Annotated in this window: 22 protein-coding genes, 3 pseudogenes and 1 riboswitch; of the genes and pseudogenes, 14 read left to right on the top strand and 11 right to left on the bottom strand. The window is 56.1% G+C overall.

Annotated features, from left to right (window positions below):
• Positions 1–40 precede the first annotated feature (40 nt).
• Positions 41–142, bottom strand: a riboswitch (TPP riboswitch).
• The gene (locus KHQ26_RS04095) at positions 143–271 is read left to right on the top strand and encodes a hypothetical protein (protein WP_160512513.1); all 129 of its coding nucleotides are present in this window, start codon (positions 143–145) and stop codon (positions 269–271) included.
• 65 nt (positions 272–336) lie between these two features.
• Entirely contained in the window at positions 337–1,443 is a 1,107-nt protein-coding gene (locus KHQ26_RS04090; protein ID WP_002905531.1) for a DUF4056 domain-containing protein, read from the top strand.
• 37 nt (positions 1,444–1,480) lie between these two features.
• Here the strand turns inward: KHQ26_RS04090 and KHQ26_RS04085 are convergent, their stop codons facing one another.
• From KHQ26_RS04085 to KHQ26_RS04075, 3 genes are all read right to left on the bottom strand, one after another.
• Entirely contained in the window at positions 1,481–2,653 is a 1,173-nt protein-coding gene (locus KHQ26_RS04085; protein ID WP_032410324.1) for a Gfo/Idh/MocA family protein, read from the bottom strand.
• A 13-nt stretch (positions 2,654–2,666) separates the two neighbouring features.
• Entirely contained in the window at positions 2,667–3,590 is a 924-nt protein-coding gene (locus KHQ26_RS04080) for a TIM barrel protein (RefSeq protein ID WP_016946782.1), read from the bottom strand.
• 192 nt (positions 3,591–3,782) lie between these two features.
• Positions 3,783–4,823: a LacI family DNA-binding transcriptional regulator gene (locus tag KHQ26_RS04075; protein WP_016946783.1), complete on the bottom strand. Its 1,041-nt coding sequence runs from the start codon at positions 4,821–4,823 to the stop codon at positions 3,783–3,785.
• A gap of 398 nt (positions 4,824–5,221) precedes the next feature.
• On the opposite strand from KHQ26_RS04075, the gene KHQ26_RS04070 reads away from it, so the two are divergent.
• Complete coding sequence (locus tag KHQ26_RS04070; RefSeq protein WP_004884412.1) at positions 5,222–6,478, top strand: sensor domain-containing diguanylate cyclase; 1,257 nt, start codon at positions 5,222–5,224, stop codon at positions 6,476–6,478.
• A 98-nt stretch (positions 6,479–6,576) separates the two neighbouring features.
• On the opposite strand, the gene guaD is transcribed toward KHQ26_RS04070, so the two are convergent.
• On the bottom strand, positions 6,577–7,887 hold the full coding sequence (gene guaD / locus KHQ26_RS04065) for a guanine deaminase (protein WP_016946784.1): 1,311 nt from the start codon (positions 7,885–7,887) through the stop codon (positions 6,577–6,579).
• 101 nt (positions 7,888–7,988) lie between these two features.
• Positions 7,989–9,485 carry an NCS1 family nucleobase:cation symporter-1 gene (locus KHQ26_RS04060; protein WP_016946785.1) on the bottom strand — a complete coding sequence of 499 codons (1,497 nt, stop codon included), beginning with the start codon at positions 9,483–9,485 and terminating at the stop codon, positions 7,989–7,991.
• Between the two features lie 144 nt (positions 9,486–9,629).
• On the opposite strand from KHQ26_RS04060, the gene KHQ26_RS04055 reads away from it, so the two are divergent.
• The 3 genes and pseudogenes from KHQ26_RS04055 (at position 9,630) to puuE (ending at position 12,034) form a co-directional block, all read left to right on the top strand.
• Positions 9,630–10,346, top strand: coding sequence for a GntR family transcriptional regulator (locus KHQ26_RS04055; RefSeq protein WP_016946786.1), 717 nt, complete (start codon positions 9,630–9,632; stop codon positions 10,344–10,346).
• Positions 10,346–11,217: pseudogene (gene hpxA, locus KHQ26_RS04050) on the top strand (allantoin racemase). Before KHQ26_RS04055 ends, hpxA begins: the two are co-directional and overlap by 1 nt.
• Positions 11,102–12,034, top strand: a complete 933-nt coding sequence (gene puuE / locus KHQ26_RS04045) for an allantoinase PuuE (RefSeq protein ID WP_004176098.1) — start codon at positions 11,102–11,104, stop codon at positions 12,032–12,034. Before hpxA ends, puuE begins: the two are co-directional and overlap by 116 nt.
• Before the next feature lie 88 nt (positions 12,035–12,122).
• Here puuE and KHQ26_RS04040 read toward each other — a convergent pair whose 3' ends face one another.
• Positions 12,123–12,914 (bottom strand): sulfite exporter TauE/SafE family protein, encoded by a 792-nt coding sequence (locus KHQ26_RS04040; RefSeq protein WP_004184144.1) that lies wholly within the window; start codon positions 12,912–12,914, stop codon positions 12,123–12,125.
• Positions 12,915–13,023: 109 nt separating this feature from the next.
• Here KHQ26_RS04040 and KHQ26_RS04035 point away from each other — a divergent pair, with 109 nt between their 5' ends.
• The 5 genes and pseudogenes from KHQ26_RS04035 to KHQ26_RS25975 form a co-directional block, all read left to right on the top strand.
• On the top strand, positions 13,024–13,791 hold the full coding sequence (locus KHQ26_RS04035; protein WP_009307824.1) for an AraC family transcriptional regulator: 768 nt from the start codon (positions 13,024–13,026) through the stop codon (positions 13,789–13,791).
• Between the two features lie 202 nt (positions 13,792–13,993).
• Complete coding sequence (locus KHQ26_RS04030; RefSeq protein WP_004176101.1) at positions 13,994–14,218, top strand: hypothetical protein; 225 nt, start codon at positions 13,994–13,996, stop codon at positions 14,216–14,218.
• Between the two features lie 4 nt (positions 14,219–14,222).
• Positions 14,223–14,366: a hypothetical protein gene (locus tag KHQ26_RS04025; RefSeq protein ID WP_004184140.1), complete on the top strand. Its 144-nt coding sequence runs from the start codon at positions 14,223–14,225 to the stop codon at positions 14,364–14,366.
• 71 nt (positions 14,367–14,437) lie between these two features.
• Complete coding sequence (locus KHQ26_RS04020) at positions 14,438–15,058, top strand: histidine phosphatase family protein (protein ID WP_016946787.1); 621 nt, start codon at positions 14,438–14,440, stop codon at positions 15,056–15,058.
• A gap of 110 nt (positions 15,059–15,168) precedes the next feature.
• A pseudogene (locus KHQ26_RS25975) lies at positions 15,169–15,273 on the top strand (LysE family translocator); the annotation flags it as partial.
• A 45-nt stretch (positions 15,274–15,318) separates the two neighbouring features.
• Here KHQ26_RS25975 and KHQ26_RS04015 read toward each other — a convergent pair.
• Positions 15,319–15,828, bottom strand: coding sequence for an isochorismatase family cysteine hydrolase (locus KHQ26_RS04015; protein WP_029496912.1), 510 nt, complete (start codon positions 15,826–15,828; stop codon positions 15,319–15,321).
• 319 nt (positions 15,829–16,147) lie between these two features.
• Here KHQ26_RS04015 and KHQ26_RS04010 point away from each other — a divergent pair, with 319 nt between their 5' ends.
• Positions 16,148–16,897, top strand: a complete 750-nt coding sequence (locus tag KHQ26_RS04010) for an SDR family oxidoreductase (protein ID WP_306431410.1) — start codon at positions 16,148–16,150, stop codon at positions 16,895–16,897.
• Positions 16,898–17,031: 134 nt separating this feature from the next.
• Here the strand turns inward: KHQ26_RS04010 and KHQ26_RS04005 are convergent, their stop codons facing one another.
• A complete protein-coding gene (locus KHQ26_RS04005) occupies positions 17,032–17,757 on the bottom strand; it encodes a GMP synthase (RefSeq protein WP_016947344.1) in 726 nt (241 codons plus the stop codon).
• Positions 17,758–17,876: 119 nt separating this feature from the next.
• Between KHQ26_RS04005 and KHQ26_RS04000 the strand changes: the two genes are divergently transcribed.
• A complete protein-coding gene (locus tag KHQ26_RS04000; RefSeq protein WP_023282608.1) occupies positions 17,877–18,650 on the top strand; it encodes an AraC family transcriptional regulator in 774 nt (257 codons plus the stop codon).
• Positions 18,651–19,095: 445 nt separating this feature from the next.
• Here the strand turns inward: KHQ26_RS04000 and KHQ26_RS03995 are convergent, their stop codons facing one another.
• Together KHQ26_RS03995 and KHQ26_RS03990 are read right to left on the bottom strand one after the other, a co-directional pair.
• Positions 19,096–19,995 (bottom strand): hypothetical protein, encoded by a 900-nt coding sequence (locus KHQ26_RS03995; protein ID WP_020805160.1) that lies wholly within the window; start codon positions 19,993–19,995, stop codon positions 19,096–19,098.
• Positions 19,996–20,197: 202 nt separating this feature from the next.
• Positions 20,198–20,554 (bottom strand): ASCH domain-containing protein, encoded by a 357-nt coding sequence (locus KHQ26_RS03990; protein ID WP_074182994.1) that lies wholly within the window; start codon positions 20,552–20,554, stop codon positions 20,198–20,200.
• Between the two features lie 177 nt (positions 20,555–20,731).
• Between KHQ26_RS03990 and KHQ26_RS25970 the strand changes: the two are divergent.
• Positions 20,732–20,899, top strand: a pseudogene (locus tag KHQ26_RS25970) (EamA-like transporter family protein); the annotation flags it as partial.
• A 3-nt stretch (positions 20,900–20,902) separates the two neighbouring features.
• On the opposite strand, the gene fabF reads toward KHQ26_RS25970, so the two are convergent.
• The gene (gene fabF / locus KHQ26_RS03985) at positions 20,903–22,177 is read right to left on the bottom strand and encodes a beta-ketoacyl-ACP synthase II (protein WP_020805170.1); all 1,275 of its coding nucleotides are present in this window, start codon (positions 22,175–22,177) and stop codon (positions 20,903–20,905) included.
• Positions 22,178–22,192: the final 15 nt, after the last annotated feature.

Genomic DNA, 22,192 nt, shown 5'->3' with positions numbered 1-22,192 from the left:
GGGCGTGCAGGGGTGTGAACAGGCAATGGCGGTAATGCTGGCAAAATTGCCGACCCGTCCCTTCGCTGGCATGACCCAGATCAGGTTCAAAGGGTTCGGCTTACGCCATCTCAGCCCTCACGGGACACCCCTCGGTAGCGCTATGTTATACGACATTCACCTTTTGAATACAATCACCGCGCCACCTTGCCGCAGGATGATGGTAATGGGGGATAGCCAGCGCTTTTCCGCGCGCAATAGTTTCGTTGTCGGCGCTGAATACCGTTTTTAACTAAAACCGCAGGCGCTATCTGCCGGTAAGATGCGCGCACTTTTATTGCTGTGGAGAGGCTGTTGATGCGTAAAGCCTTCTGGCTATTATTCGCGCTGGCGCTGCCGGCGCTGGCGCAGGATCCGGTGCTACCCGCCGTGACGGCGATCCATACGGCGCCCACCCTCGGTGAGCTGCCGCCGCCGGAGTCGCTGCGACCGTGCTGCGCTTTTGGTTACGACCTGCACGTGCGCGCGGCGGGCATTCCGATCCCGATGTACCAGATCGGTAATGTGTTGACTCTGGGTACGCTGGGTAAGCACCATTACAACGACAGCGCGTTCGGTGCGGTGAAAAATCTGCTGGGGCTCAGCGAGGAGCAGAACGGGCTTATCTATACCCGCCGCGGCGGGTTTATTGATATCGCCCATGTGCGCGATACGGCGGACAACACCTTTTATCTGTTCAATCGTATTGCGCCGACGCTGGGCCAGGCGGGGCGGATCTTCTACAGTGAAGAACTGGGCGTGCGCCGCGTGCAGCTGAATGCCTTTACGCCGCCGGCGGGCGTCAGGCAGCGCTATCAGCTGGCGGCCTGGCTCGCCGGGCATCTGGCCTTCGAAATCGCCCAGTGGCATGAGATCGCCCAGTGGTATGGCTTCCAGTCGGTCCCCGGGTTTTCCGAAGAGATTTCCGCTTTTTCGCCCGAGGATCTCTACTCCAATTTACTGGGCGCGAGGCTGGCGATTAATGTCATCCTCAGCGGCCACGGCGGTTCGCTGGAGGATTATAACCAGGCCATGGATGCGGCGCTGAAACAAGTGCTGACCCGGCTGCTGGTGGCTACGCGCGGAGAGACGGAAGCGATGTTTCAGCAGATCGACGGCGACTGGTGGAATAGTCACCGGCGGGTGCCGGATAAGTTTCTGGTACTGAAGCGTAACTACGATCTACAGGAAAACCGGCTGCCGACGCCGGTCCCATTCGAAACCATGCCGCCGTATCGCCTGACCATGCCGGAGCAGGTCGGGGGATTCCGCTTACGCGACCTCGGCGAACTGCAGATCTATCCAGGGCACGATATGCAGGCGCTGCCGGTTCCCGCGCAATACTATGGCGCCGGAGCGTTCCAGGGGCTGGCGGATCGCGCCCATGAGGCGGATAAAACCCAGCTGGCGCGGACAGAAAAATAGCTGTAAAGGCTCAGGACGAACGCCCTGAGCCGGCGAGTTAGCGGAAGTCGACCCAGCAGGCGCCGTTGTCGGCAGAACGCACGCAGTTTTCCACCCAGCGGACGCCGAACGCCCCGGCGCGGGCGTCCGGGTACCAGAAGTCGGCCAGCAGCGCCTCGTCGCGACGGTCGGCGGCATCCATGGCGATGGCGAAGCGGCGATAGAGATTCGACCATGCCTCAAACAGTCCCTCGGGATGGCCGCCGCCGATGCGATCATCCTGACGCGCCAGCGGATCGAGATAGTCCATACCGCGCTCGAGGATGCGCACGGGTTCGCCCTGGATTTCGTAGCGTAGCTGGTTGGGCTGTTCATCCCACCATTCGAGACTGGCTTTTTCACCGATGATTCGCACCTTTTGCCCGTGCATCGAACCGCAGTTGACGGCGGAGCTCCACAGTGAGCCGATGGCCCCGTTGCCATACTCCATCAGTACATGGGCGTTATCTTCCAGCGGCGCGCGGCTTTTGACGAAGCTTTGCCTGGCGCACATCAGCCGGGTGATCTTCAGCTGCGGGGCCATGGTTTCGACCAGAAACAGCGGATGGGTGGCCAGGTCGCCCAGCACATAGCTGGGGCCGACGAAGCGGGGATCGACCCGCCAGCGGGTACTGGCATTTTCCTGTTCCACCGGCTGGGCGTGAAAACCGTGGGCAAACTGCATATTAACGATACGGATATCGCCCAGCAGCCCGTCGGCGATCATCTGCCGGGCCTGCAGGATCAGCTGGTGGCCGGCATAGCCGTAGGTCACCCCGATAATCTTGCGCCGCCGCTGGCTGAGCGCCACCAGCTCGTCAGCTTCCTCGCTGCTGAAGCACAGCGGCTTTTCGCACACCACGTGCAGCCCGGCCTCCAGCGCGGCCCGGCAGATGGCATAGTGGGTGTTATTTGGCGTGGCAACTGACACCGCCTGAATGCCGTCAGGCCGGGCAGCCTCGCTGCGGAACAGGCTTTGATAGTCGGCGTAACAGCGGTCGGGATCCACCCCCAGCTGTTGGCCGAACTGGCGTCCGCGCTCGGCATCAATATCAAAGGCGCCGGCCAGCAGCGTGAAGGTGTTATCGCGCAGCGCTGCAGAGCGGTGAATATAGCCGATCTGGCTGCTGCCGCCGCCGCCGACCATGCCCCAGCGCAGGGTGCGGTCGAGAGGTTTTAAACCGTTAATCATGTCGTGCCTCCTGTCAGAATCCGACGTCGCGCAGATAGCGCAGACTTTCCGTGACCGCCTGCAGGCTGCCTGCGGCATGGCGCGGGTCGCGCTCTTGTTCAATGGTTATCCAGCCCTGATACCCCCGGCGGGCAAGAAAGTCTTTGATAGCCGGATAGTCAATGGCGCCGCTGCCGAGCGGGCACATCACCCCTTCGGCGCAGGCAGTGAAGAAGTCAATACCCTCATGGATAGCGCGCTGATAAACCTGCGGGTCGACATCCTTGAAGTGCAGATAGTCCAGGCGGTGGTAATAGCGATCCAGCCAGTCGAGCGGATCCATCCCGGCGTAATAGAGATGTCCGGTGTCCAGACACAACCCGGCGACGTCGTGCGGGATATCGTTGGCCAGCCGTTCGATCTCATCCGCGAATTCAATGCTGCCCCCGGCGTGCGGATGGATAACCGCCCGCACACCGTACTCCTGCCAGGCGAGGGTGCTAAGGGCGATAATGTGCTCCATCATGCGCTGCCAGTCTTTGTCATTGAGGCGCGGAGCCAGCGCGCCGCGCCCGGCAAAGCGCGCCCGTTCGGGGTTGCCGAAGTCGATAATCACCAGATAGGGCGGCTGGAAAGGGCGGCCCGGGATCGGTTCGGCAGCGGCTACCTGCGACAGATTGCGGCAGATTTGATGGGTCAGCGCCACCAGGGTGGGGAAATGGGCCTCGCTCACCAGATCGTCAAAGATCGTGCCGGCGACCAGCGACAGCTGATGCTGCTCCAGCGCCGCGCGCAGGCTGGCCGGATCGCTGGGGAGATAACCCCAGGGGCCGAGCTCAATGCTGCGATAGCCAGCCTGCGCCGCCTCCTTCAGCACGGTAGCCCAGGCAGGGAGGTTAGGGTTTTTCGGGTCATCGACGCCCCAGCTGCAGGGGGCGTTAGCGATAGGATGTATCATGTCGGCTTCCTTTTTCATACAAGGGATGCCGCTGAGTATTGAATAAAGATTTCATTATCAACAATGATGGAATTTTGATTTTATGATAATCATCATGATTTTAATTGATGGATTTTTTGATAATTTTTTATCAAATCGAGATGTGGCGCGGTCCGCCCGATACCCGTCTCAGCTGGAGACGGAGCCGGAAATTTACATATTTTCTTTGGTGATGATATCGAAAGGCTGAGGGAGTGAAATAACCTCGCTATGGGGGCGTGAAGCGGCGTCCGCCATGGCGCGCAGCGTAACGGCGGCAAACTCATCCAGCCGGTGGTTAAGCATGATGTCGATGGTGCCATCGATCAGGGCCAGTTCACTGTCGCTGAGCGGACCGTGGCAGACCAGAGCGATCTCCTGCTGACGGCCGCTGTCGCGCAGCGCGTCGACGATCCCTTCGACGCCGCCGCAGGGGGCGTAGATCGCCTGCAGGGCCGGGTACTGAGTCAGCATCTGTTCCGTCACGGTCCTGGCGATATCCGCCCGTTCATGACTGCGAACCGGCTCAAGGATCTGTTGCCCCTTGCCCTGTTCTCGCAGGCAGGAGCGAAAGCTGATCTCACAGCTTTCCTGGCAGGTAAAACGATTATCGCCAATGATAATGCCAATTTCGCCATTCCCCCGGCATAAGCGCTCGATAAACCAGGCGGCGGTGCGCCCGGCTTTATGATTATCGAGGCCGATATACCCGCTGCGCTGGGGGACCGACAGATCGGAAAGCAGGGTGAACACGCGCACGCCGCGGGCGGCGGCCCGGGCCACCGCGTGGCGAATCAGCGGGTGATCCAGCGCCACCAGGCCGAGCACCTCCACTTCATCGCTGAGTCGGTGAATGGCCTGAGCCATCGCTTCCACCGCATCGATGGCAAAATGCAGTATCACCGGCGCCTGGCCCGCCGGTAGCCATGGGGCAGCCTCGCGCGTCAGCGCCCGGGCCAACGGCAGGTAGAAGGAGTGGCTCTCCTGCAGCAGGATAAAGCCCATTCTGATCGTGACCGGCGCTTTGCCGGCAGCCAGGCGATAGTGGGGCTGCTCGAGGGTAAAACCCAGCCGGCGGGCGGTCTCCAGCACGCGCCGCGCCGTGGACTCTTTCACCGCCGCGCGCTTATTGAGCACCCGGTCGACGGTGGCTACGCCGACGCGCGCTTCACGCGCAATGTCGGCAAGGGTGATTTTAGTGGCGATTTTTTTCAAGGTAATTGTCGCTATGAATGAGCGTAATGATAGAAACTATCACGGTTAGCCTGGGCAGAAAAGCGACTCTCTGTCCGCCCTGGCCTATGCCGCTGCGCCTGCCGGGTAACCCCTGTTGGCGATGCACACTCTGTGATCAAAAGCGACTACCCGTTCTGGCATTGCTGCTATGCTGTTGAAATAAAATTATTATTAAAGGCAGCATCGCTTCTGTTGGTTAAACTGCGCGCAAAGTCACCCTCAGAGGGCTTTACTGGGCGCATAACCGACTATACTTGGCGCGCTCGCGCGTAATTGCGGTTTCTCGGTGTCTATTTTGCTTTCACTTTAAACCAGCGTTGGGGCTGCACAGCGTTAAGTGCCGTTCCGCGCCGGCAGTGGGTCGGTTTGGGGCCTGTATGTTATTAAAAGAGCTGGCTGTTTTTGAGGTCTTAAGCACCCCGATATGGGTAGTTCATCCTTTTAACGAAAGGGTGGTCTATGCCAATCAGGCTTCCCGGACATTGAGCGGCGAGATGTCGCTCAATGAGATGCGTAACGGTATTTATTCCACCTGTCCGGAAACGCAACTGCAGCACTACCTTCGCTATCTCGACACCATGAGCGAGATATTCGAAGTCTGGACGTTACCCACCGCCAATGGGTTGCAGTCGGTGTATTGCAAAACCACCCTGATTGATACCGAAGACTGTGGTTGCTTGCTGCTGTTTGAAGCCGTGAAGCTGCTGGCGCAAAATCAGTCGATTCATACCGGCTCCCGCCGCTACCAGCGGCGTAACAATGGCTTTTTCGCTCGCTTTTTTATGACCAATACCGCGCCGATGCTGTTGATCGACCCTCATAAAGATGGCCGGATTGTCGATGCCAATATTGCCGCGCTACGTTTTTATCATTATTCCGATGAGGAAATGCGCACCAAACATACCTGGCAAATAAATACCCTGGGCCGGGACGTCATCCCCATTATGAATAATATTGCCAATCTGCCTGGCGGTCATAAACCGCTTAATTTTACGCATATTCTGGCTGACGGCTCGCTACGTCATGTCCAAACTTATGCCGGGCCGGTGGTGCTGTATAATATTCGACTGATGCTATGCATCATTCACGATATCACCGAAGAAGTGCATCTGAAAAAAGAGCTGGAATTTTCCGCCGCCCACGATCCGTTAACCGGCTTGCTTAATCGCCGGGAGTTTCACCGTCTGGTTGAGGCGCCAACTTTTATCCCCCGGGGTTATTGTCTGCTGTTAATCGATATCGATCATTTCAAGAGCATTAATGATATTCACGGCCATCAAAAAGGCGATGAGGTCCTGCTGGTGCTCTCTCGTATTCTGGAAACGTCGGTCGACCGCGAAGATAAAATTTATCGCTGGGGTGGAGAAGAGTTTCTGCTTTTTTTGCCCCATTCGCCGATCGGCCACGCGCTGATACTGGCGGAGGGGATCCGCCAGGCGGTTAGCGAATACCAGACGCTGTCGGTGACCGTCAGCATCGGCGTGGCTGAACATCATGACGGCGAAACGGTTGATCAACTGTTTTCCCGCGTCGATAAAGCGCTGTATGCGGCAAAAAATGACGGGCGTAATCGGGTGACGCGCATGCCTTTTGACAGCTCTGAGCGACGGCGCAGTAGAGATGGCGCCGCCTGAATAAGCCCCCGCCTGTAGTGGGTTAGCCTGCGTTAAGGTGGCAAACAAGGTATGGTGCGTTTTCTCGTTCTTTTCAGGAAGTGGGACTGGCTGAGGGGTCAGTCCTGACACCACACCCGCTCGCCATTCACCCACGTCTCGCTGATATTGCGTTCATCACCCAGGGTCATCAGCACGAACAGCTGCTCATAAATGTCATGGCAGCGGCCTATGCGCAGGCGCTGCAGCGGGGTGACCGCCGGGTCAATCACCACAAAATCCGCCTCTTTGCCCGGCTGGAAATTGCCAATTTTCTCCTCCAGCCGCAGGGCGCGCGCCCCGCCGAGGGTGGCGTGATAGAAGGCCTCGCTGGCGCGCAGGCGATAGCTCTGCAGTTGTCCTACCTTGTAGGCCTCGCCCAGCGTCCGCAGCATGCTGAAGGTGGTCCCGGCTCCGACGTCGCTGCCGATGCCCATCCGCACCTGGTGCTGCCAGCAGGCGGGCAGGCGGAACAGCCCGCTGCCGAGAAACAGATTCGACGTCGGGCAGAAGGCGACGGCGGACCCGGTGTCATGCAGGCACTGCCACTCGGCATCATCGAGATGGATCCCGTGAGCGAAGACGCTGCGTTCGCCGGTGAGCTGATAGTGATGATAGACATCCAGATAGCGCGCATGCTCAGGCCACAGCTGTTTAACCCAGGCGATCTCCTCCCGGTTTTCACTGAGATGCGTCTGCAGCCAGGTGTCGGGAAACTCGGCCCGCAGGCGCTGCACCGCCTCCAGCAACCCCGGGGTCGAGGTGGGGGCAAAGCGCGGGGTGATGGCATAGCCCAGCCTGCCGCGCTGATGCCAGCGGCGGATCAACGCCCGGGTCTGCTCGTAGCTCTCCCCGGCGGTTTCGCACAGGTAGTCGGGCACATGGCGATCCATCATCACTTTCCCGGCGATCAGGCGCATATTGAGGCGCAGCGCTTCGCTGAATAACGCCTCCACCGATGCCGGATGCAGGGTACAAAACACCAGCGCGGTGGTGGTGCCATGGCTTATCAGCTGATTTACAAAAAACTGCGCTATCTCCTGGGCATACTCCGCATCGGCAAACTGGCTCTCCACCGGGAAGGTGTAGGTGGTGAGCCACTCCAGCAGCTGTTCGCCAAAGGCGCCGATCATCTCGGTCTGCGGATAGTGAACGTGGGCATCAACGAACCCCGGCAGCAGCAGCTTACCCCTCAGATCGACATAGCCCTTCAGGGGATGCAGAAAGGTTTCCCCCTCATGCCATGGCAGCAGGGCGATAATTTTCCCCTCCTGCAGGAACAACAGGCCATCATCGAGATAGCGGGCCTGGGCGGCCACCTCATCCGGGGTCTCTGCCACGCCGGCGATATCAAAAAATGCACCGCGCACCGCGGTCTGGTAATCCATCATCGAACCTGCCTTCTCTTAACGCTCTGGGAATAGTGATAAAGAGCAAGATTGGTGCCAGTTTGCAGCCTGCCGCGGCCAGACGCCGCGGCAGAAGGGGAAGGTTACTCTTTTTGCGCCACCGCGCCGGAGCGGAAGGCAGCTTTCGCCAGCACTTCGCGCTCGTCGCGAGCCAGCCAGCGGTAGGTGGTGGCGCCGAGGAAGACGCCGATAAACCAGCTGAAGTTCGCCACTTCATGCAGGGCCGGAATAAAGCTGATAATCAGCCCCAGGCCCACCGACGGCAGCAGGGCGGCAATCGCTTTCGGGTTAAAGCCGTTGCGGTACCAGTATTTACCCTGCGGCGTATCGTCAAACAGATCGTCCACTGACACCCGGCCGCGTTTGATCAGGTAGAAGTCGGCGATCAGGATGCCAAACAGCGGGCCAATAAAGGCGCCCAGCACGTCGAGGGTATAGTGGATCAGCTCCGGGGAGTTAAACAGGTTCCACGGCGTCAGGAGTATCGAGCCCACCGCGGCAATCATCCCGCCGGTACGGAAGCTGATTTTCTGCGGGGCGCAGTTGGAAAAATCGAAGGCCGGCGAGACGAAGTTAGCCACGATATTGATGCCGATGGTGGCGGTGATCATGGTCAGCAGGCCGATGGCCACCGCCAGATCGTTACCCACGCGGCTGACGGTTTCGATCGGGTCGGTGATCATTTTGCCGAACAGCGACTGGGTGCCGGAGACAATCACCACGGTCACCACCGAGAACAGCAGAAAGTTAAACGGCAGACCCCAGCGGTTACCGCGGCGGATCTCGCCCATGCTTTTGCCGTAGCGGGAAAAGTCACCGAAGTTAAGCAGCGGCCCGGAGAAGTAGGAGACCACCAGCGCCGTGGCGGTGATCATCTGCCAGGTCTGCTCGCCGGCGCTCAGGGATTTGCTGGCGAGGGTAAAGGAGATCCCATCCAGACCGGTCTTGTATACAATCCAGCCGGCCAGCGCCAGCATCACCACATAAACCGCCGGACCGGCGATATCGATAAAGCGTTTGATGGCGTTCATGCCATGCCAGAACACCATCGCCTGCAGCAGCCACATAGTGGCGAAGCACAGCCAGCCGAGGGGCGACAGCCCGAGAAAGCTGCTGCTGGTCAGCGAGGCTAGGGAGGGCCAGAACTTGAGCAGGACCAGCATCAGGGCATTCGCCGCCAGATAGGTCTGAATGCCGTACCAGGCAAAGGCGATCAGCCCGCGGATCACCGCCGGGATATTGGCGCCGAAGACGCCAAACGCCTGACGACAAATCACCGCGTAAGGCACCCCGGCCATCTGGCTCGGCTTCGCCACCAGGTTGGCGCACAGCTGGACAATACAGATGCCCACCAGCAGGCAGAGCAGAACCTGCCAGCTGGCCAGCCCAAGCGTAAAGAAGCTCGCCGCCACTACGTAGCCGCCCATGCTGTGCACGTCCGACATCCAGAATGAAAAGATATTGTACCAGCTCCAGTTCTGGTCGCGGGTCGGCGCCAGATCGTCATTACATAGCCGCGGACTGTAGCCGGCGGCCGCCTCGTGAGTCTTCGTCTGCTGCGTGTGGGATGAATGTGGCATGAAACCTGCTCCTCTGAATGAAAACCCTTTGATATGGATTGCTGAGGCTATTGCAGGATCCAGGCCAGAATGATGAATATTGTATACAAAAAATAAATTTTATGTATACGATCTGCTATCGATAAGTGAAACCGGAGTGGGTTAATGAATAATGAACATCGTCTCCAGGCCGCGCCAGCGCTGCAGGACAAGGACGAAAGCATTTACCAGGCGCTGATGACGGCTATCGTCGAACATCAGCTGCCGCCGGGCAGCAAACTGCCGGAAGAGGCGCTGGCGGAGGTGTTCGCCGTGAGCCGCACCGGCATCAGAAAGGTGCTGCAACGACTCGCCGCTGTGCAACTGGTCACGTTGACGCCCAAACGTGGTGCACACGTCACCAGCCCGAGCGTGGAAGAGTCCCAGGCGATCTTTCGCACCCGGGCGCTGCTCGAGGTCGCCAATCTCCCTGATGTGATCGCGCGCTGTCAGCCGCCGCATCTGGCGGCGCTGGAGAACATTATTCAGCGTGAACAGCAGGCCCATGCGGCGCACGACGGCCCGGCGGCGATCCGCCACTCCGCTGACTTTCATATTCAGCTGCAGGCTATCTCCGGCAACCCGGTGCTCACCGAGATGGTGACCCGCCTCAGCCAGCGCTCCTCTTTAGTGATTGCCGCCTGGGGCGCCCCCTGGCGACAGGGCTGCCGTTGCGACGATCACCAGCAGCTGGTCGGTTTGCTGCGGGATAAAGCCCTGCAGCCGCTCAGCGAGGCGCTGATGCACCATTTTGATCATATTGTCGCCAGCCTGTGCTTCGGGCGCGATGGCGTCAGCCTGCCCGATTTTTCCCGGCTGTTCGCCGGCCACAAGGAGTCGTGATGTCTTCCGTTCGTATACAAGTGATTAACCCCAACACCAGCCTGGCGATGACCGAAACGATAGGCGCCGCCGCGCGTGCGGTCGCTGCGCCGGGCACCGAGATCCTTGCGGTCTGTCCCCGCGCCGGGGTGCCGTCAATTGAGGGCCACTTTGACGAAGCCATCGCGGCGGTCGGCGTGCTGGAGCAGATCAGGGCCGGACGCGAGCAGGGGGTGGATGGGCATGTGATCGCCTGCTTCGGCGACCCGGGGCTGCTGGCGGCGCGGGAGCTGGCCCAGGGGCCGGTGATCGGTATCGCGGAGGCGGCAATGCATATGGCGACGATGGTCGCCACCCGTTTCTCCATTGTGACCACGCTGCCGCGCACGCTGATCATCGCCCGTCATTTGCTGCACCAGTACGGATTTCATCAACATTGCGCGGCGCTGCACGCCATTGATTTGCCGGTGCTGGCGCTGGAAGACGGCAGTGGCCTGGCGCAGGAGAAAGTGCGTGAGCGCTGCATTCGCGCGCTGAAAGAGGATGGTAGCGGGGCGATTGTTCTTGGCTGCGGCGGGATGGCGACCCTGGCGCAGGAGCTGACCCGCGAGCTGCGGGTGCCGGTGATCGATGGCGTCAGCGCGGCGGTGAAGATGGTGGAGTCTCTGGTCGCGCTGGGCCTGGCGACCAGCAAGCATGGGGACTTAGCGTTCCCGGAGAAAAAAGCGTTAAGCGGACAGTTTCAGTCGTTAAATCCATTTTAAAAGGGGCAGGAGATGGGAGAGAACCAGGAACACTATCCTCGCGATCTGCGAGGTTACGCAGGGGAGCCGCCGCACGCGCGCTGGCCGGGTGGGGCGCGGATCGCGGTGCAGTTCGTCCTCAACTATGAGGAAGGCGCGGAGAATCACGTCCTGCATGGCGATGCGGGTTCGGAACAGTTCCTGTCCGATATTATCGGCGCCGCCAGCTACCCGGCGCGCCATATGTCGATGGATTCACTCTATGAGTACGGCAGCCGGGCAGGGTTCTGGCGCATCCATCGTGAGTTCAGCCAGCGCGGGCTGCCGTTGACCGTTTTCGGCGTGGCGATGGCGCTGGCGCGGCACCCGGAGATTGTGGCGGCAATCAAGGCCGCGGATTACGATGTGGTCAGCCACGGCTGGCGCTGGATCCACTATCAGCACATGGATATCGCCGAGGAGCGCGCGCATCTGCAAAAAGCGGTGCAGGTACTGACCGACCTGTTCGGCAAACCGCCCACCGGCTGGTATACCGGCCGCGACAGCCCTAACACCCGCCAGCTGGTGGTGGAGCACGGCGGCTTTGACTACGACAGCGATTATTACGGCGATGATTTACCTTTCTGGAGCGAAGTGGCCTGCAGCGACGGCAGCCAGCGGCCGCACCTGATCGTGCCTTATACCCTCGACGCCAACGACATGCGCTTCGCCACCGCCCAGGGATTCAACACCGCGGAGCAGTTTTATACCTATCTGAAAGACAGCTTTGACGTGCTGTACGCCGAGGGAGAAACCGCGCCGAAGATGATGTCCGTGGGGATGCACTGCCGGCTGCTTGGGCGTCCGGGCCGTTTCCGCGCGCTGCAGCGTTTCCTTGACTATATCCAGCAGCACGACAAGGTGTGGGTCTGCACCCGGCAGCAGATTGCCGACCACTGGCGCGAAACCCATCCGTATCGCGGGTAGCTTGTTGCCCCTGAACCTGGCCCTCTCTCCAGGGAGAGGGCTCCGCCCGGCCGCGTCTGTTGCACCGGTTCACCAGAATGTAATTTGATTATTGAATAAGCATGGCGAGGAGTACCAGGCACAGCAGCAGCACATAGATGCGCGCATACCATACATCCGGTACCGCAGGGATTGCCCGGCGGCTAAACACTATCCCGGCCCAGCCGGTCAGGACGAGCAGGCCTAAAATTTTCAGGCTGATAAACCCCAGAAATCCGCTCAGCGGAATGCTGTGCCAGCCAATGACGGCATAGGTCACAGCCCCGCATAGCGCCACGGGCAAAGAAAGCGGGTTGGATGCGCTAACGCACTCCTGCATTGCATACCCGTGTCGCCGTAGCAGGGGCACCGTCATGACGCTGCCGCCCACGCCCAGCAATGCGGCGATCGTACCGATAATCACACCGCCGCCGGTGACCACTGGCAGGGACAGGCGACGCCGAGCGCTGCCCGTGAAAAAACCCTTGCGCAACAAACAATCGCTGATGGTTGCCAGCATATAGAGAATAAACAGCGCGCGAACAATATTCTCGCTCAATATCCCCGCCAGACAGGAGCCCACCACCGCCCCAATGGCAATAAACCATAACAACGGAAACAGCGTCTGCGCGGCAAGCCTGCCCGCCCGCCAGTTTCGATAGCTGACCCAGCCGGCGTTAAATATCATCACCGCCGTTGAGGTAGCCACCGCGACATGCATGGCGTTGCCCGCGATCGCCGGCTGCCGGAGCATCAGTTGATAGACAAAGGGCACCACCACAAAGCCGCCGCCGAAGCCGAACAGCACCGTGGTAATGCCGGTAGTAAAGCCTGCCAGCGCAATAATAACGATCTCATTCAAGAGAGTATCCCCGACCTGAAAATGAGCGAGCAGCTTATACCGGTCGCGTACTGCTTCCCATTTGCGTAGCGCTCAATTACCTTTGTAAATCGGTCAGAGGGAGGCAGGTGTGCGCAACGTAAAAATTGACGAGTTCGATCGACTCGATCGTGATGTGGTGGCGTTAGGTAATGACTATGTGCAGGGATTTATCCTGCCCCCGCACCAGCATCGTCGCGCACAGCTGCTGTATGGCGCGACCGGACTGATGTATGTCACTACGCAGGACGGAGAATGGGTGGTTCCTCCGCAACACGCTGTCTGGATCCCCCCTGAAACCGTGCATGCCGTCAGATTTGCAGGGGTGACCACGCGTAGCTTGTATATTGAGCCAGACTGTGTGGCCGCTTTCATTAAACACCGTCGTTGCGAAGTGATCAGCGTCTCGCCGCTGTTGCGCCAGCTACTGCTTGAGGCTGTGGATTTACCACCGTTGTACGACAGCCCACGCGATCGCACGCTGATACAGTTGATGTTGCTGGAACTGGCCGCTATGCCGGTCCGCGAATTTGACATTCCGTTGCCGCAGCATCCGGCGCTGCTGGCGCTTTGTCAGGCTTTTTTGCTTAACCCCTCTATCCATGATCCTGCGGCGCGCTGGGCCAGGGCGCTGTTTATGAGTCCTAGTACCTTTCGCCGCCATTTCCTGAAGCAGCTGGGCCTGTCGTTTTCCGCCTGGCGACAGCGAGCCTGCGTGGTGAGCGCCCTGGCATGGTTGATAGCAGGCAAACCGGTGAACGAAGTGGCATTATCCCTTGGATACGACAATGCGTCCTCTTTCGCCACCATGTTCCGCCGCGTGACCGGGCAGCCGCCGTCGTTTTATCACCCAGCCTGAGGCGTCGGAGAAGGGGACTCCCGCAGCATGTGTCGGAAATGAATGTCGCTTTTATGGCGTTGCTATGCGTTTACGCGGTCATAAGACAGATAATCCAGGAAGGCCTGGCTTCGTTTTCAGGTACCCCTACATTTAGTGGTGGCTACATCCAGGCGGTTTATCTATTCTGCCTGTAACCGTGAGAAGACCGGAGTCTCTCTTTGTGAACCATCTTATCGTTGAAAAAATCATCATCATCATTCTTCTCATCCTGTGGGGATTCGATACCTTCAGAACCAGGAAAAGAAAACGCTATGATCCCGCGATTGAAGCGGCTGATGCCAGCGAACGTTATCAATGGCGCTATCTGAGATGGGGATTTCGAATCATACAGGTGGTAGCGGGAGTGTATATCGTCGTTCAACTGATACAGGTATTACTGAGATAGAGGCATGGGCAGAGTTGCTTTTCGCGTCGACAAGGGGAAGCGTTCGCTCTGTGCCAGAGCAGACGTTAACGTCGATAACTACGTCACTTCTGAAGCTGAACATAACCATTATCAGCTACACTTGTTCCTGTTTTTCGTCGAGAGCTGAGAACTTGCCTGCATATCAAAGGAGGGTTTTTAGATGATAACATTTCAAATAACGGCTTATGTGACCCTGCAATGATGCAAGTGATACTGGTTCGACACGCGGAAACAGAATGGAATGTAAAAAATATTATTCAGGGACACAGTGATAGCGCATTGACGCTTCGTGGGGAGCGTCAAACATCAGCTTTATTGGCAGCGTTTGCAGAGAGTGATTACCGGGTAGAATGTGTTTACGCGTCTCCACTTGGCCGGGCCTGGCAAATGGGACAGCGCCTGGCTGAGCGTTTTTATTGTTCACTGATAGCTGAACCGGCTCTGAAAGAACAGGCTTTTGGTCAGTTTGAAGGCATGACAACCGTAGCGCTGCTGCAAAATAATCCGGACGCCGCAGAAGCATTATTCACCCTGGATGCAGAGTATTGTCCGCCAGGGGGTGAGTCTCTCTCAGATGCTTCGCAGCGAATGATACATTTTTTATCCAGTCTGGAAAAAAAACATCATCATCGAACAATATGTATTGTGTCTCACGGGCAGGTCATTCAGGGCATGCTTGCGACATTAAAAAGTGGATCTGTGGATGATTTTCACCGCTATGCACAACCCAATGCGAGTTACGCCGTTTTCGAGCTGATTAATGGAAGCTGTACCGTTCTAAGCTGGGGGATCGCGACACATTTACGTCACCTGGATTAGCCGTTACCTTGCTGTCATTCAAATCGATGATGATTGAAGTACAACGTCCGCTTCTTGCCCGCATCGAACGGAGGTAACATAGCGGAAATATGTTTTCGGACTCTACCAGGATGCCTTTCATCGAAACGTTTATGACTTTCCTTCTCGCACTGACGCTTCTGGAGATTTCTCCTGGGCCAGACATGATGCTGACTATCGCCACCAGGAGCGGACGTTCAGATGACTGGGGATCCCCGGTTATATCCTCCCGTTTTTTGACGTCAGAAATTCATAGTTTTATGCCCAGGTTTTGATATTTCAGAGGAACTGGTAACAAAAGCATGTTGAGGTAGAACTTTTTTAAGTAAAAACATATTGGTGTCAGGATCTGGATCTGCGCAATAATCATTCACAACGATAAGGCGGTAATCCAGATCAAAAGCTTGTCCGACTGTGGAAAGCACCACACGACTGGTAGTTACACCCGTAAGAATCAGGTTTTCGATGCCTTGAGCACGAAGGATCATCTCAAGTTCAGTAAACGAGAAAGCTCCGACTCTGCGTTTGACGATGACGACTTCATTTTCTGCTGGAGCAACATCAGGATGAATAGCCGTGCTCTCGTTATCAGCCATAAAAACTCCATTCTCCTTAATCGAAGCGAAGATAGTGTTGTTTTTGCTGACCTCTGGATACCCCTTGCGGAATCCGACGCTGACATAAATGACCGGTACGCCTGCTGTGCGCGTAGCGGCAATCAGCGTAAAGCCGCCTCCGCCTTCTTGAGGCAATCAATTCAAGCAGACGTAGCCTGAGGGCGAGGGGTATTGCGATATCCTAATATAAGTCGCCAGTTTTGATGACAGAACGACAAAAATCCGCTTTTCGCTCACAGCGGATCTTCACCTGCGTTAGCTCGTCCGCTCCTCCCTTAAAGCTGCCCTTTACGGCAGACTAGTGCCAGGAGCGGATGTTGCATGCCCACAGGAGCGCGATGGAAATGTAGCAGTACAACTTATCCCTATCGTCAAAAAATGGCACTAACTGAAAGATGTCAATCTGCTTCCTCATATATATCTACATTCCCCCCTATTCATTAATAAAGGATGGATGAAGATGCTGAGAGGTAAAAGAGCTGTAATTACCGGTGGTGGCACGGGATTTGGTCAGGCGCTGAGCGTATGGTTAGCGCGAGAAGGCGTCGAGGTGGATTTTTGCGCGAGGCGCGCTGATGACATTCAAAAAACTTGCAGTATCATTACGGCTGAAGGCGGAATGGCGAAAGGGCATCTCTGTGATTTAACCCTACCTGAATCCCTTTCTCAGTTTTCTTCACAGTTGTTAACTTTAGACAAGCCCATAGACATTTTAATCCTCAATGCTGCTCAGTGGCTTTCAGGAACGTTAGACGATCAATCAGACACAGAAATCATAAATACTATCAGTTCAGGCCTGACAGGTTCTATTCTGCTGACTCAGGCATTGCTACCCGGGTTAAGACGTTCAGAAAGTGCGGATATCGTCTCAATTATATCTTCATGTGGGATTCCTAATTTTACAGATTCAATTGCGCACCCCGCTTTTTTTGCCAGTAAACACGGGCTTAGCGGGTTTACAACTAAACTTTCGCACCAGTTGTCTAAAGAAAATATACGTGTGACTGGGTTGTATCCCCCGGATTTCGAGCTGACAGGGTTAGAGGCGTTTGTCGATAGCCAGCCCAAAATGGGGGAACGTCTGATGAATGGGCGTTCAGTCTGGGAAACAATTCGCTTTGTGCTGACTCAACCCCGTAATTGCCATATCAGGAGCATCTACTTTGAAGGCCCAACTCGCGAAAAACTGGCAGTCAGAAGCTGAGTCTGCGACGTTTAACAGTGTAGCCAACGTCCGCTGATCGCTCATATCAGACCTTCAACTCAGATAGCTTGTCCGCTCTGTGCCAGGAGCGGACATTAAAATCAAAACCGATGGCAAGCTTACCGAGCATAACATTATGCTTGCGCTGCTGTGTAACGTGCTTCCAGCTTATCCAAAAAGCCAAAAAGTACTTGATTCATTTCACTGTAATCGTGCGCCCGGAGCGCTTCAGGCGTGTCAACGAAACGATATTCTGCTGCACGGCTCAGGTCTTTCTCAGAATGAGCGATCAGCCGTTCTACAACGTCCAATGTGAGCTCCATGTGGCACTGGAAACCAAAGACGCGGTCTGAATAGGCAACGATCTGCCGCGGACAGCCTTCGCTGTAAGCAATAATTTTGGCCTCTGGCGTCAAACCTGGCATATCGTTATGCCAGTGACCCACTTCAAGTGTTTTCCCAAAGTGAGAGAACATCTCATCCTTACTGCCGTCTTCGCTCAATGTGATCGGGAATTTACCAATCTCTTTTTCCGGGCTATGAGAGAACGGCGCGCCCAGCGCTTCACCAATGAGCTGTGAACCCAGGCAGATACCGATCACCGCCTTACCGGTTTTAACCGCGGAAGCAATCAGCGCCTGTTCCGCTTTAGCATTAAAGTGCGGGCACGCTTCAAGCGTGGTGTCAGGATCTTGCGGACCGCCCATAACGATAAGAAAATCGATGCCTACGGCGTCATCAGGTAGCCGATCGCCTGCATAGACGCGTGAGTAAGTTACATCATGACCCTGGTTTATTGCCCAGGTTTCATATGCGCCCGGGGCTTCAAAACTTTCATGTACGATAAAGTGTACACGCATGAGGTTAAGCTCCTGTAATATCTTTGATGATCAGGATGATAAGTCACGCACCCATTGCCTAAGGCTCTACTCCGGGTGGTTCCAGTTTCGATATGATAATGGCAGGGGCTAAATCTGAAATGCCAGGTAGTATAGATAAAGCGCCAAGACATGATGAAGCCACAGGCTGGTCCAGTACTGCGATAAGCTATCAACGCGGCGAGGCAGATCCTCCCCATCATCATGTTGAGGGGCAGCTACTCTTCGCCACCAGAGGGGTTATGCTGGTGCAAACAGAGAGCGACCGTTGGGTGATCCCTCCTCAGCGGGCATTATGGCTACCGCCTCTGCATATCCATAGTTATCATCTGCTTTCACAAACCGATCTCAGGGCGATCTATTTCAGCAGTAGCCTTATCGCAGAATGTACGAGCTTTACGAAGAGTCAGCAGGTACATGTGATCACGGCTACGCCGTTAGTCAAAGAGCTTATCGCTGGGCTGTTCAGTGAGGACTACGCCAGACCGAGTCAACGGAAGATAGCGTTGTTGCTTCTGGAAATTCTCAGCGAGGCTCCACCTTTAACGATGGCGCTTCCCATGCCGAATGATGAGCGATTATTCAGCGCTGCCAGATCGCTACTGGTCAATCAGCGCTGGGAAGCATCGCTGAGCGAGCTGGCTTTTATGTCGGCCATGTCGGAACGGACCTTTTCCCGATTGTTTATGAAGGATACAGGCTTTAGTTTTAGAACATGGAAGCAGAGAGCCAGAATTTGCGCTTCGTTGGATCTTCTCGCGAACGGCGTTCCAATCAAACAGGTCGCTTACCAGCTTGGTTTCTCATGCCCGGCGGCCTTTACCGCTGCTTTTCGCTGCATTTTGGGGGCAACGCCACGCGATTTTGTGCCTTAAACCGGGAAACCCTCAAAGCGGTCTTTGAGACTGTCATGGGCATATTACCAGACGCAGAAACCCTGCGAGGGTAGGGGTATCCCGCCTTTGCTGTTGAGAAAGGTAGTTTAATTTGCACCCGACACACTCTCATTGATTAAAGCACGGAGTGGAGATTACTGCGGTCCACAGTTCTGACAAACCGTGAAAGAGAAGGCCTGCATGAAGAAAAAAGGTGTCGCGATGCGTGATGAAATTACCTTATGACAGACCTTACGGTGATTTACGGCACCGGGTGGATTCCGGACGCTGTGAGCCCCTCATTGCTACGAAGCCTGATTCTGCTGTACCTCAGGCCATATGATAGCCTGCGCAACAATCACATCCTGCCCATTAATGCGTCCAGGGGAGTACTCCCGGGCCCTGGACGTCCCCTGTGTAGGCTGAAGATAAATTAGCATTGCTGTTAATCGTGGGTTCTGCAGATGGGTAGAAATTGATAACTTAGGATGCAAGTTCGTCCCGCTCTTTCTGCAGTTTTCATCGAGGGGATATTCTGCGGAATAATTGTGCCCATATACATAGATAGTTCCGAATCGGAATGAGTTAATAATCGGTACAGCAGGCGTTGCGCTCGGGCCGATAATGATCGACCACGAAAAGCAGGAAGTATTACTTTGTCAGTAATACGATATCCTCTCAGAAAAGCGAGGTTTCCTTTCTGGCATATTAGCAACCCGGCGCGAACATCGTTTTCATAGATAATATATACTTCTCTCTCAGAAATATGGTCACACAACTCTTCGTCATCAACTGCTACCAAATTGCTTGCAGATAGTTCGCGAACTGTCTGCCATGTATGCTTATAGGCATCACCCAGGGCCTGACAACACCAGTCAAAATCTTCGTATGTCGCCACTTGCAAAGTAAGAGATTTATCATTGAATTCAGGGGGTTCAGAAAAAGAAGTGGCATATATATACTGGTCGGGAATACCCTGCGGGAAGGACTGGCCGGGTACAAGAATGCGGACATACTGAGCTCTGAGTTGTGACCATTCCTTACTAATGAGTTCTAATGCAGTATGATTTAGGTCAGAATCCATACCTACAATATCAATAAAAGGTTTGTTAATATTTCCGCCCTGATAACGGGGGACAGTAAGAAATTGCTTTCCATCAATTTTGAGTTTTCGTTGTAAAAAATATTCCTGACATAATCCAGTTTCTCTCCAGGGAAATCCCGCCGAGAAATTTCTGTCTGTACACCTCGATTCCTGCTCTGACAACCATTGTTTTAACCATGAACGTAGAGTAACTTCAGACACAGGTAGCCTGGCATATTGAGATAGCATGTAAGATAGCATAAAAAATATTTTGCCCTTGGATGTAAAAAAGTTTTTTTAAACAAATCAGAATAGTTCTACTCTCATTTTATTACCAATTATAGCTGGCACGTCAGCTCCTTGCTCAATGCGGACCTTTCGCTCGACAGCTTGTCCGCTCCGCGCCAGAAGCGAACAGTGTTATGAGTGGCCAGTGATAAAACGTCAGCCCGTTGACCTTGCCTTACAGCACCTTAACCACTTCAAATTCTTCTGCGATCAACTCCATATCTTCAGAAAAATGACCTTCAGAGCTGAAAAATCTCTGATGCTCTTTCTTCCAGTATTCAAGGCTTAAATCGCCTTCACCTTCTTTGCGGGCGAACGCTTCAGTGACATCACAAAAACGAACCAGCTGCATCGAAATCAGTCTGATCACGCAGACTGGAACATTCTGACCATCAAGAATAATGTTATAACTCCCGATTCTCGGGGCGGATTCTTCCTGCTGGTAAGAGGCATAAGATCCGCAAGAGGCCGTTTTGATCCCTTTTTTGATCAGGTCAGCAAGCTCGTTAGCCAGTTGCGGACTGTCACCCATTTGCCAGGCATCTGCGCCGGGATATTTCTTTTTTATTTCCTCAACCTCAACCATGAAAATTCCTTCGTTATCGTCAATGAAAAGAAAAGCTATCCCTTTTTTAACATGAGCGGTCCCAACATAATAGGCGATATCATTCTTTAGATAGTGTGGTCCGTTCTTCGCTCAAAACTGACCTTGATCGATAACTTCGGCTGGCTGGACAATGCGTCGATTCCATTCTCGATGAGCCGAATCGGCGCCATTGTCTCCCTGGGTATTGCGCTGTACTTGATTTACTCCAGCAGCTGGGCAAAAGCCGCAACGGTGGAAATCCCCCGTCGGCCAGTACCGCGGGGGAGCTGACGATTATTGCCAGCGTTTCAGCAGCAGGCTGGCGTTAACGCCGCCAAAGCCAAAACCGTTCGACAGCGCATAACGCATCTTCTGCGGGCGGGCCTGCAGCGCCACCAGGTTCATGCCTGCCGCGTCTTCATCGGGGTGATGCAGGTTCAGCGTCGGCGGCACCATCTGATTACGCAGCGCCTGAATGGTGAAGATGGCCTCGATCCCGCCGGCCGCGCCTAACAGATGGCCGGTGGCGGATTTCGTCGAGGTAATGGCGACCGGATGGGCGCCAAACAGCGTTTTGATCGCCGCCAGCTCGCCTTTATCACCGACCTGCGTCGAGGTAGCGTGGGCGTTGATATGATCAATCTCTTCGACGGTCACCCCGGCCTGGCGAATAGCGATCTCCATGGCCCGACGTGCGCCGTTCCCGTCTTCCGGGCCTGCGGTCAGGTGATAAGCATCTGCGCTGGTGCCGTAGCCGACCAGCTCGGCCAGCGGCGTGGCCCCGCGCGCCAGCGCGTGCTCCAGCGACTCGATCACGATAAGCCCGGCGCCTTCTCCCATCACAAAACCATCGCGGTCACGGTCAAAGGGGCGGGAAGCGCTTTCCGGCTGGTCGCTGTAGGCGCTGGACAGCGCCCTTGCCGCGGCAAACCCGGCCAGGCTAACGCGATGAATTGCCGCTTCCGCGCCGCCGCAGAGGGCAATATCCGCCTCGCCGCTGCGGATCATCCGCGCTGCATCGCCGATGGCCTGGGCACCCGCTGCGCAGGCGGTGACCGGCGCGCCGATGGGGCCCCGGAAGCCGTGGGCGATAGACACATGCCCGGCGGCCAGGTTGGCCAGAAAAGAGGGGATAGTGAACGGCGAGAGACGACGCGGCCCGCGCTCCTCGGTGGTATGTACCGCATTGGCGATCTCGCTGAACCCGCCGATCCCGGTGGCGATCACCGTGGCAGTGCGTTCCTGTTCGGCCTCGGATGCTGGCGACCAACCGGCCTGGGCCAGCGCTTCGCGCGCGGCGACCAGCGCAAACTCAATAAAGCGATCCATCTTTTTGCGCTCTTTCGCCGGGATGGTCGCCAGCGGGTCGAAGCCGTGCAGCGGATCGCTGTCAATGGACGGCACCTGGCCAGCCACTTTGCAGGGAATATCCGCGACCAGCTGCTCGCTGAGTCGGGTGATCCCTGACTTTCCTGCCAGCAGCGACTGCCAGACGTGCTGTACGCCGCAGCCCAGCGGGCTGACAATCCCCATCCCGGTGACGACAATGCGTTTAACGGAAACGCCCATAGTTAACTCTCCTGT

It is taken from the genome of Klebsiella sp. 10 (assembly GCF_018223925.1).
Lineage (GTDB): Bacteria > Pseudomonadota > Gammaproteobacteria > Enterobacterales > Enterobacteriaceae > Klebsiella > Klebsiella pneumoniae.
This window is presented reverse-complemented; position numbering and strand designations above follow the sequence as displayed.

Bases quoted from the DNA above. Each gene is read 5' to 3' on its own strand.
- KHQ26_RS04095 (WP_160512513.1), top strand. From the start codon at position 143: ATGTTATACGACATTCACCTTTTGAATACAATCACCGCGCCACCTTGC.
- KHQ26_RS04090 (WP_002905531.1), top strand. From the start codon at position 337: ATGCGTAAAGCCTTCTGGCTATTATTCGCGCTGGCGCTGCCGGCGCTG.
- KHQ26_RS04085 (WP_032410324.1), bottom strand. From the start codon at position 2,653: ATGATTAACGGTTTAAAACCTCTCGACCGCACCCTGCGCTGGGGCATG.
- KHQ26_RS04080 (WP_016946782.1), bottom strand. From the start codon at position 3,590: ATGATACATCCTATCGCTAACGCCCCCTGCAGCTGGGGCGTCGATGAC.
- KHQ26_RS04070 (WP_004884412.1), top strand. From the start codon at position 5,222: ATGTTATTAAAAGAGCTGGCTGTTTTTGAGGTCTTAAGCACCCCGATA.
- guaD (WP_016946784.1), bottom strand. From the start codon at position 7,887: ATGATGGATTACCAGACCGCGGTGCGCGGTGCATTTTTTGATATCGCC.
- KHQ26_RS04060 (WP_016946785.1), bottom strand. From the start codon at position 9,485: ATGCCACATTCATCCCACACGCAGCAGACGAAGACTCACGAGGCGGCC.
- KHQ26_RS04055 (WP_016946786.1), top strand. From the start codon at position 9,630: ATGAATAATGAACATCGTCTCCAGGCCGCGCCAGCGCTGCAGGACAAG.
- puuE (WP_004176098.1), top strand. From the start codon at position 11,102: ATGGGAGAGAACCAGGAACACTATCCTCGCGATCTGCGAGGTTACGCA.
- KHQ26_RS04025 (WP_004184140.1), top strand. From the start codon at position 14,223: ATGGGCAGAGTTGCTTTTCGCGTCGACAAGGGGAAGCGTTCGCTCTGT.
- KHQ26_RS04020 (WP_016946787.1), top strand. From the start codon at position 14,438: ATGATGCAAGTGATACTGGTTCGACACGCGGAAACAGAATGGAATGTA.
- KHQ26_RS04010 (WP_306431410.1), top strand. From the start codon at position 16,148: ATGAAGATGCTGAGAGGTAAAAGAGCTGTAATTACCGGTGGTGGCACG.
- KHQ26_RS04005 (WP_016947344.1), bottom strand. From the start codon at position 17,757: ATGCGTGTACACTTTATCGTACATGAAAGTTTTGAAGCCCCGGGCGCA.
- KHQ26_RS04000 (WP_023282608.1), top strand. From the start codon at position 17,877: ATGCCAGGTAGTATAGATAAAGCGCCAAGACATGATGAAGCCACAGGC.
- KHQ26_RS03995 (WP_020805160.1), bottom strand. From the start codon at position 19,995: ATGCTATCTTACATGCTATCTCAATATGCCAGGCTACCTGTGTCTGAA.
- KHQ26_RS03990 (WP_074182994.1), bottom strand. From the start codon at position 20,554: ATGGGTGACAGTCCGCAACTGGCTAACGAGCTTGCTGACCTGATCAAA.
- fabF (WP_020805170.1), bottom strand. From the start codon at position 22,177: ATGGGCGTTTCCGTTAAACGCATTGTCGTCACCGGGATGGGGATTGTC.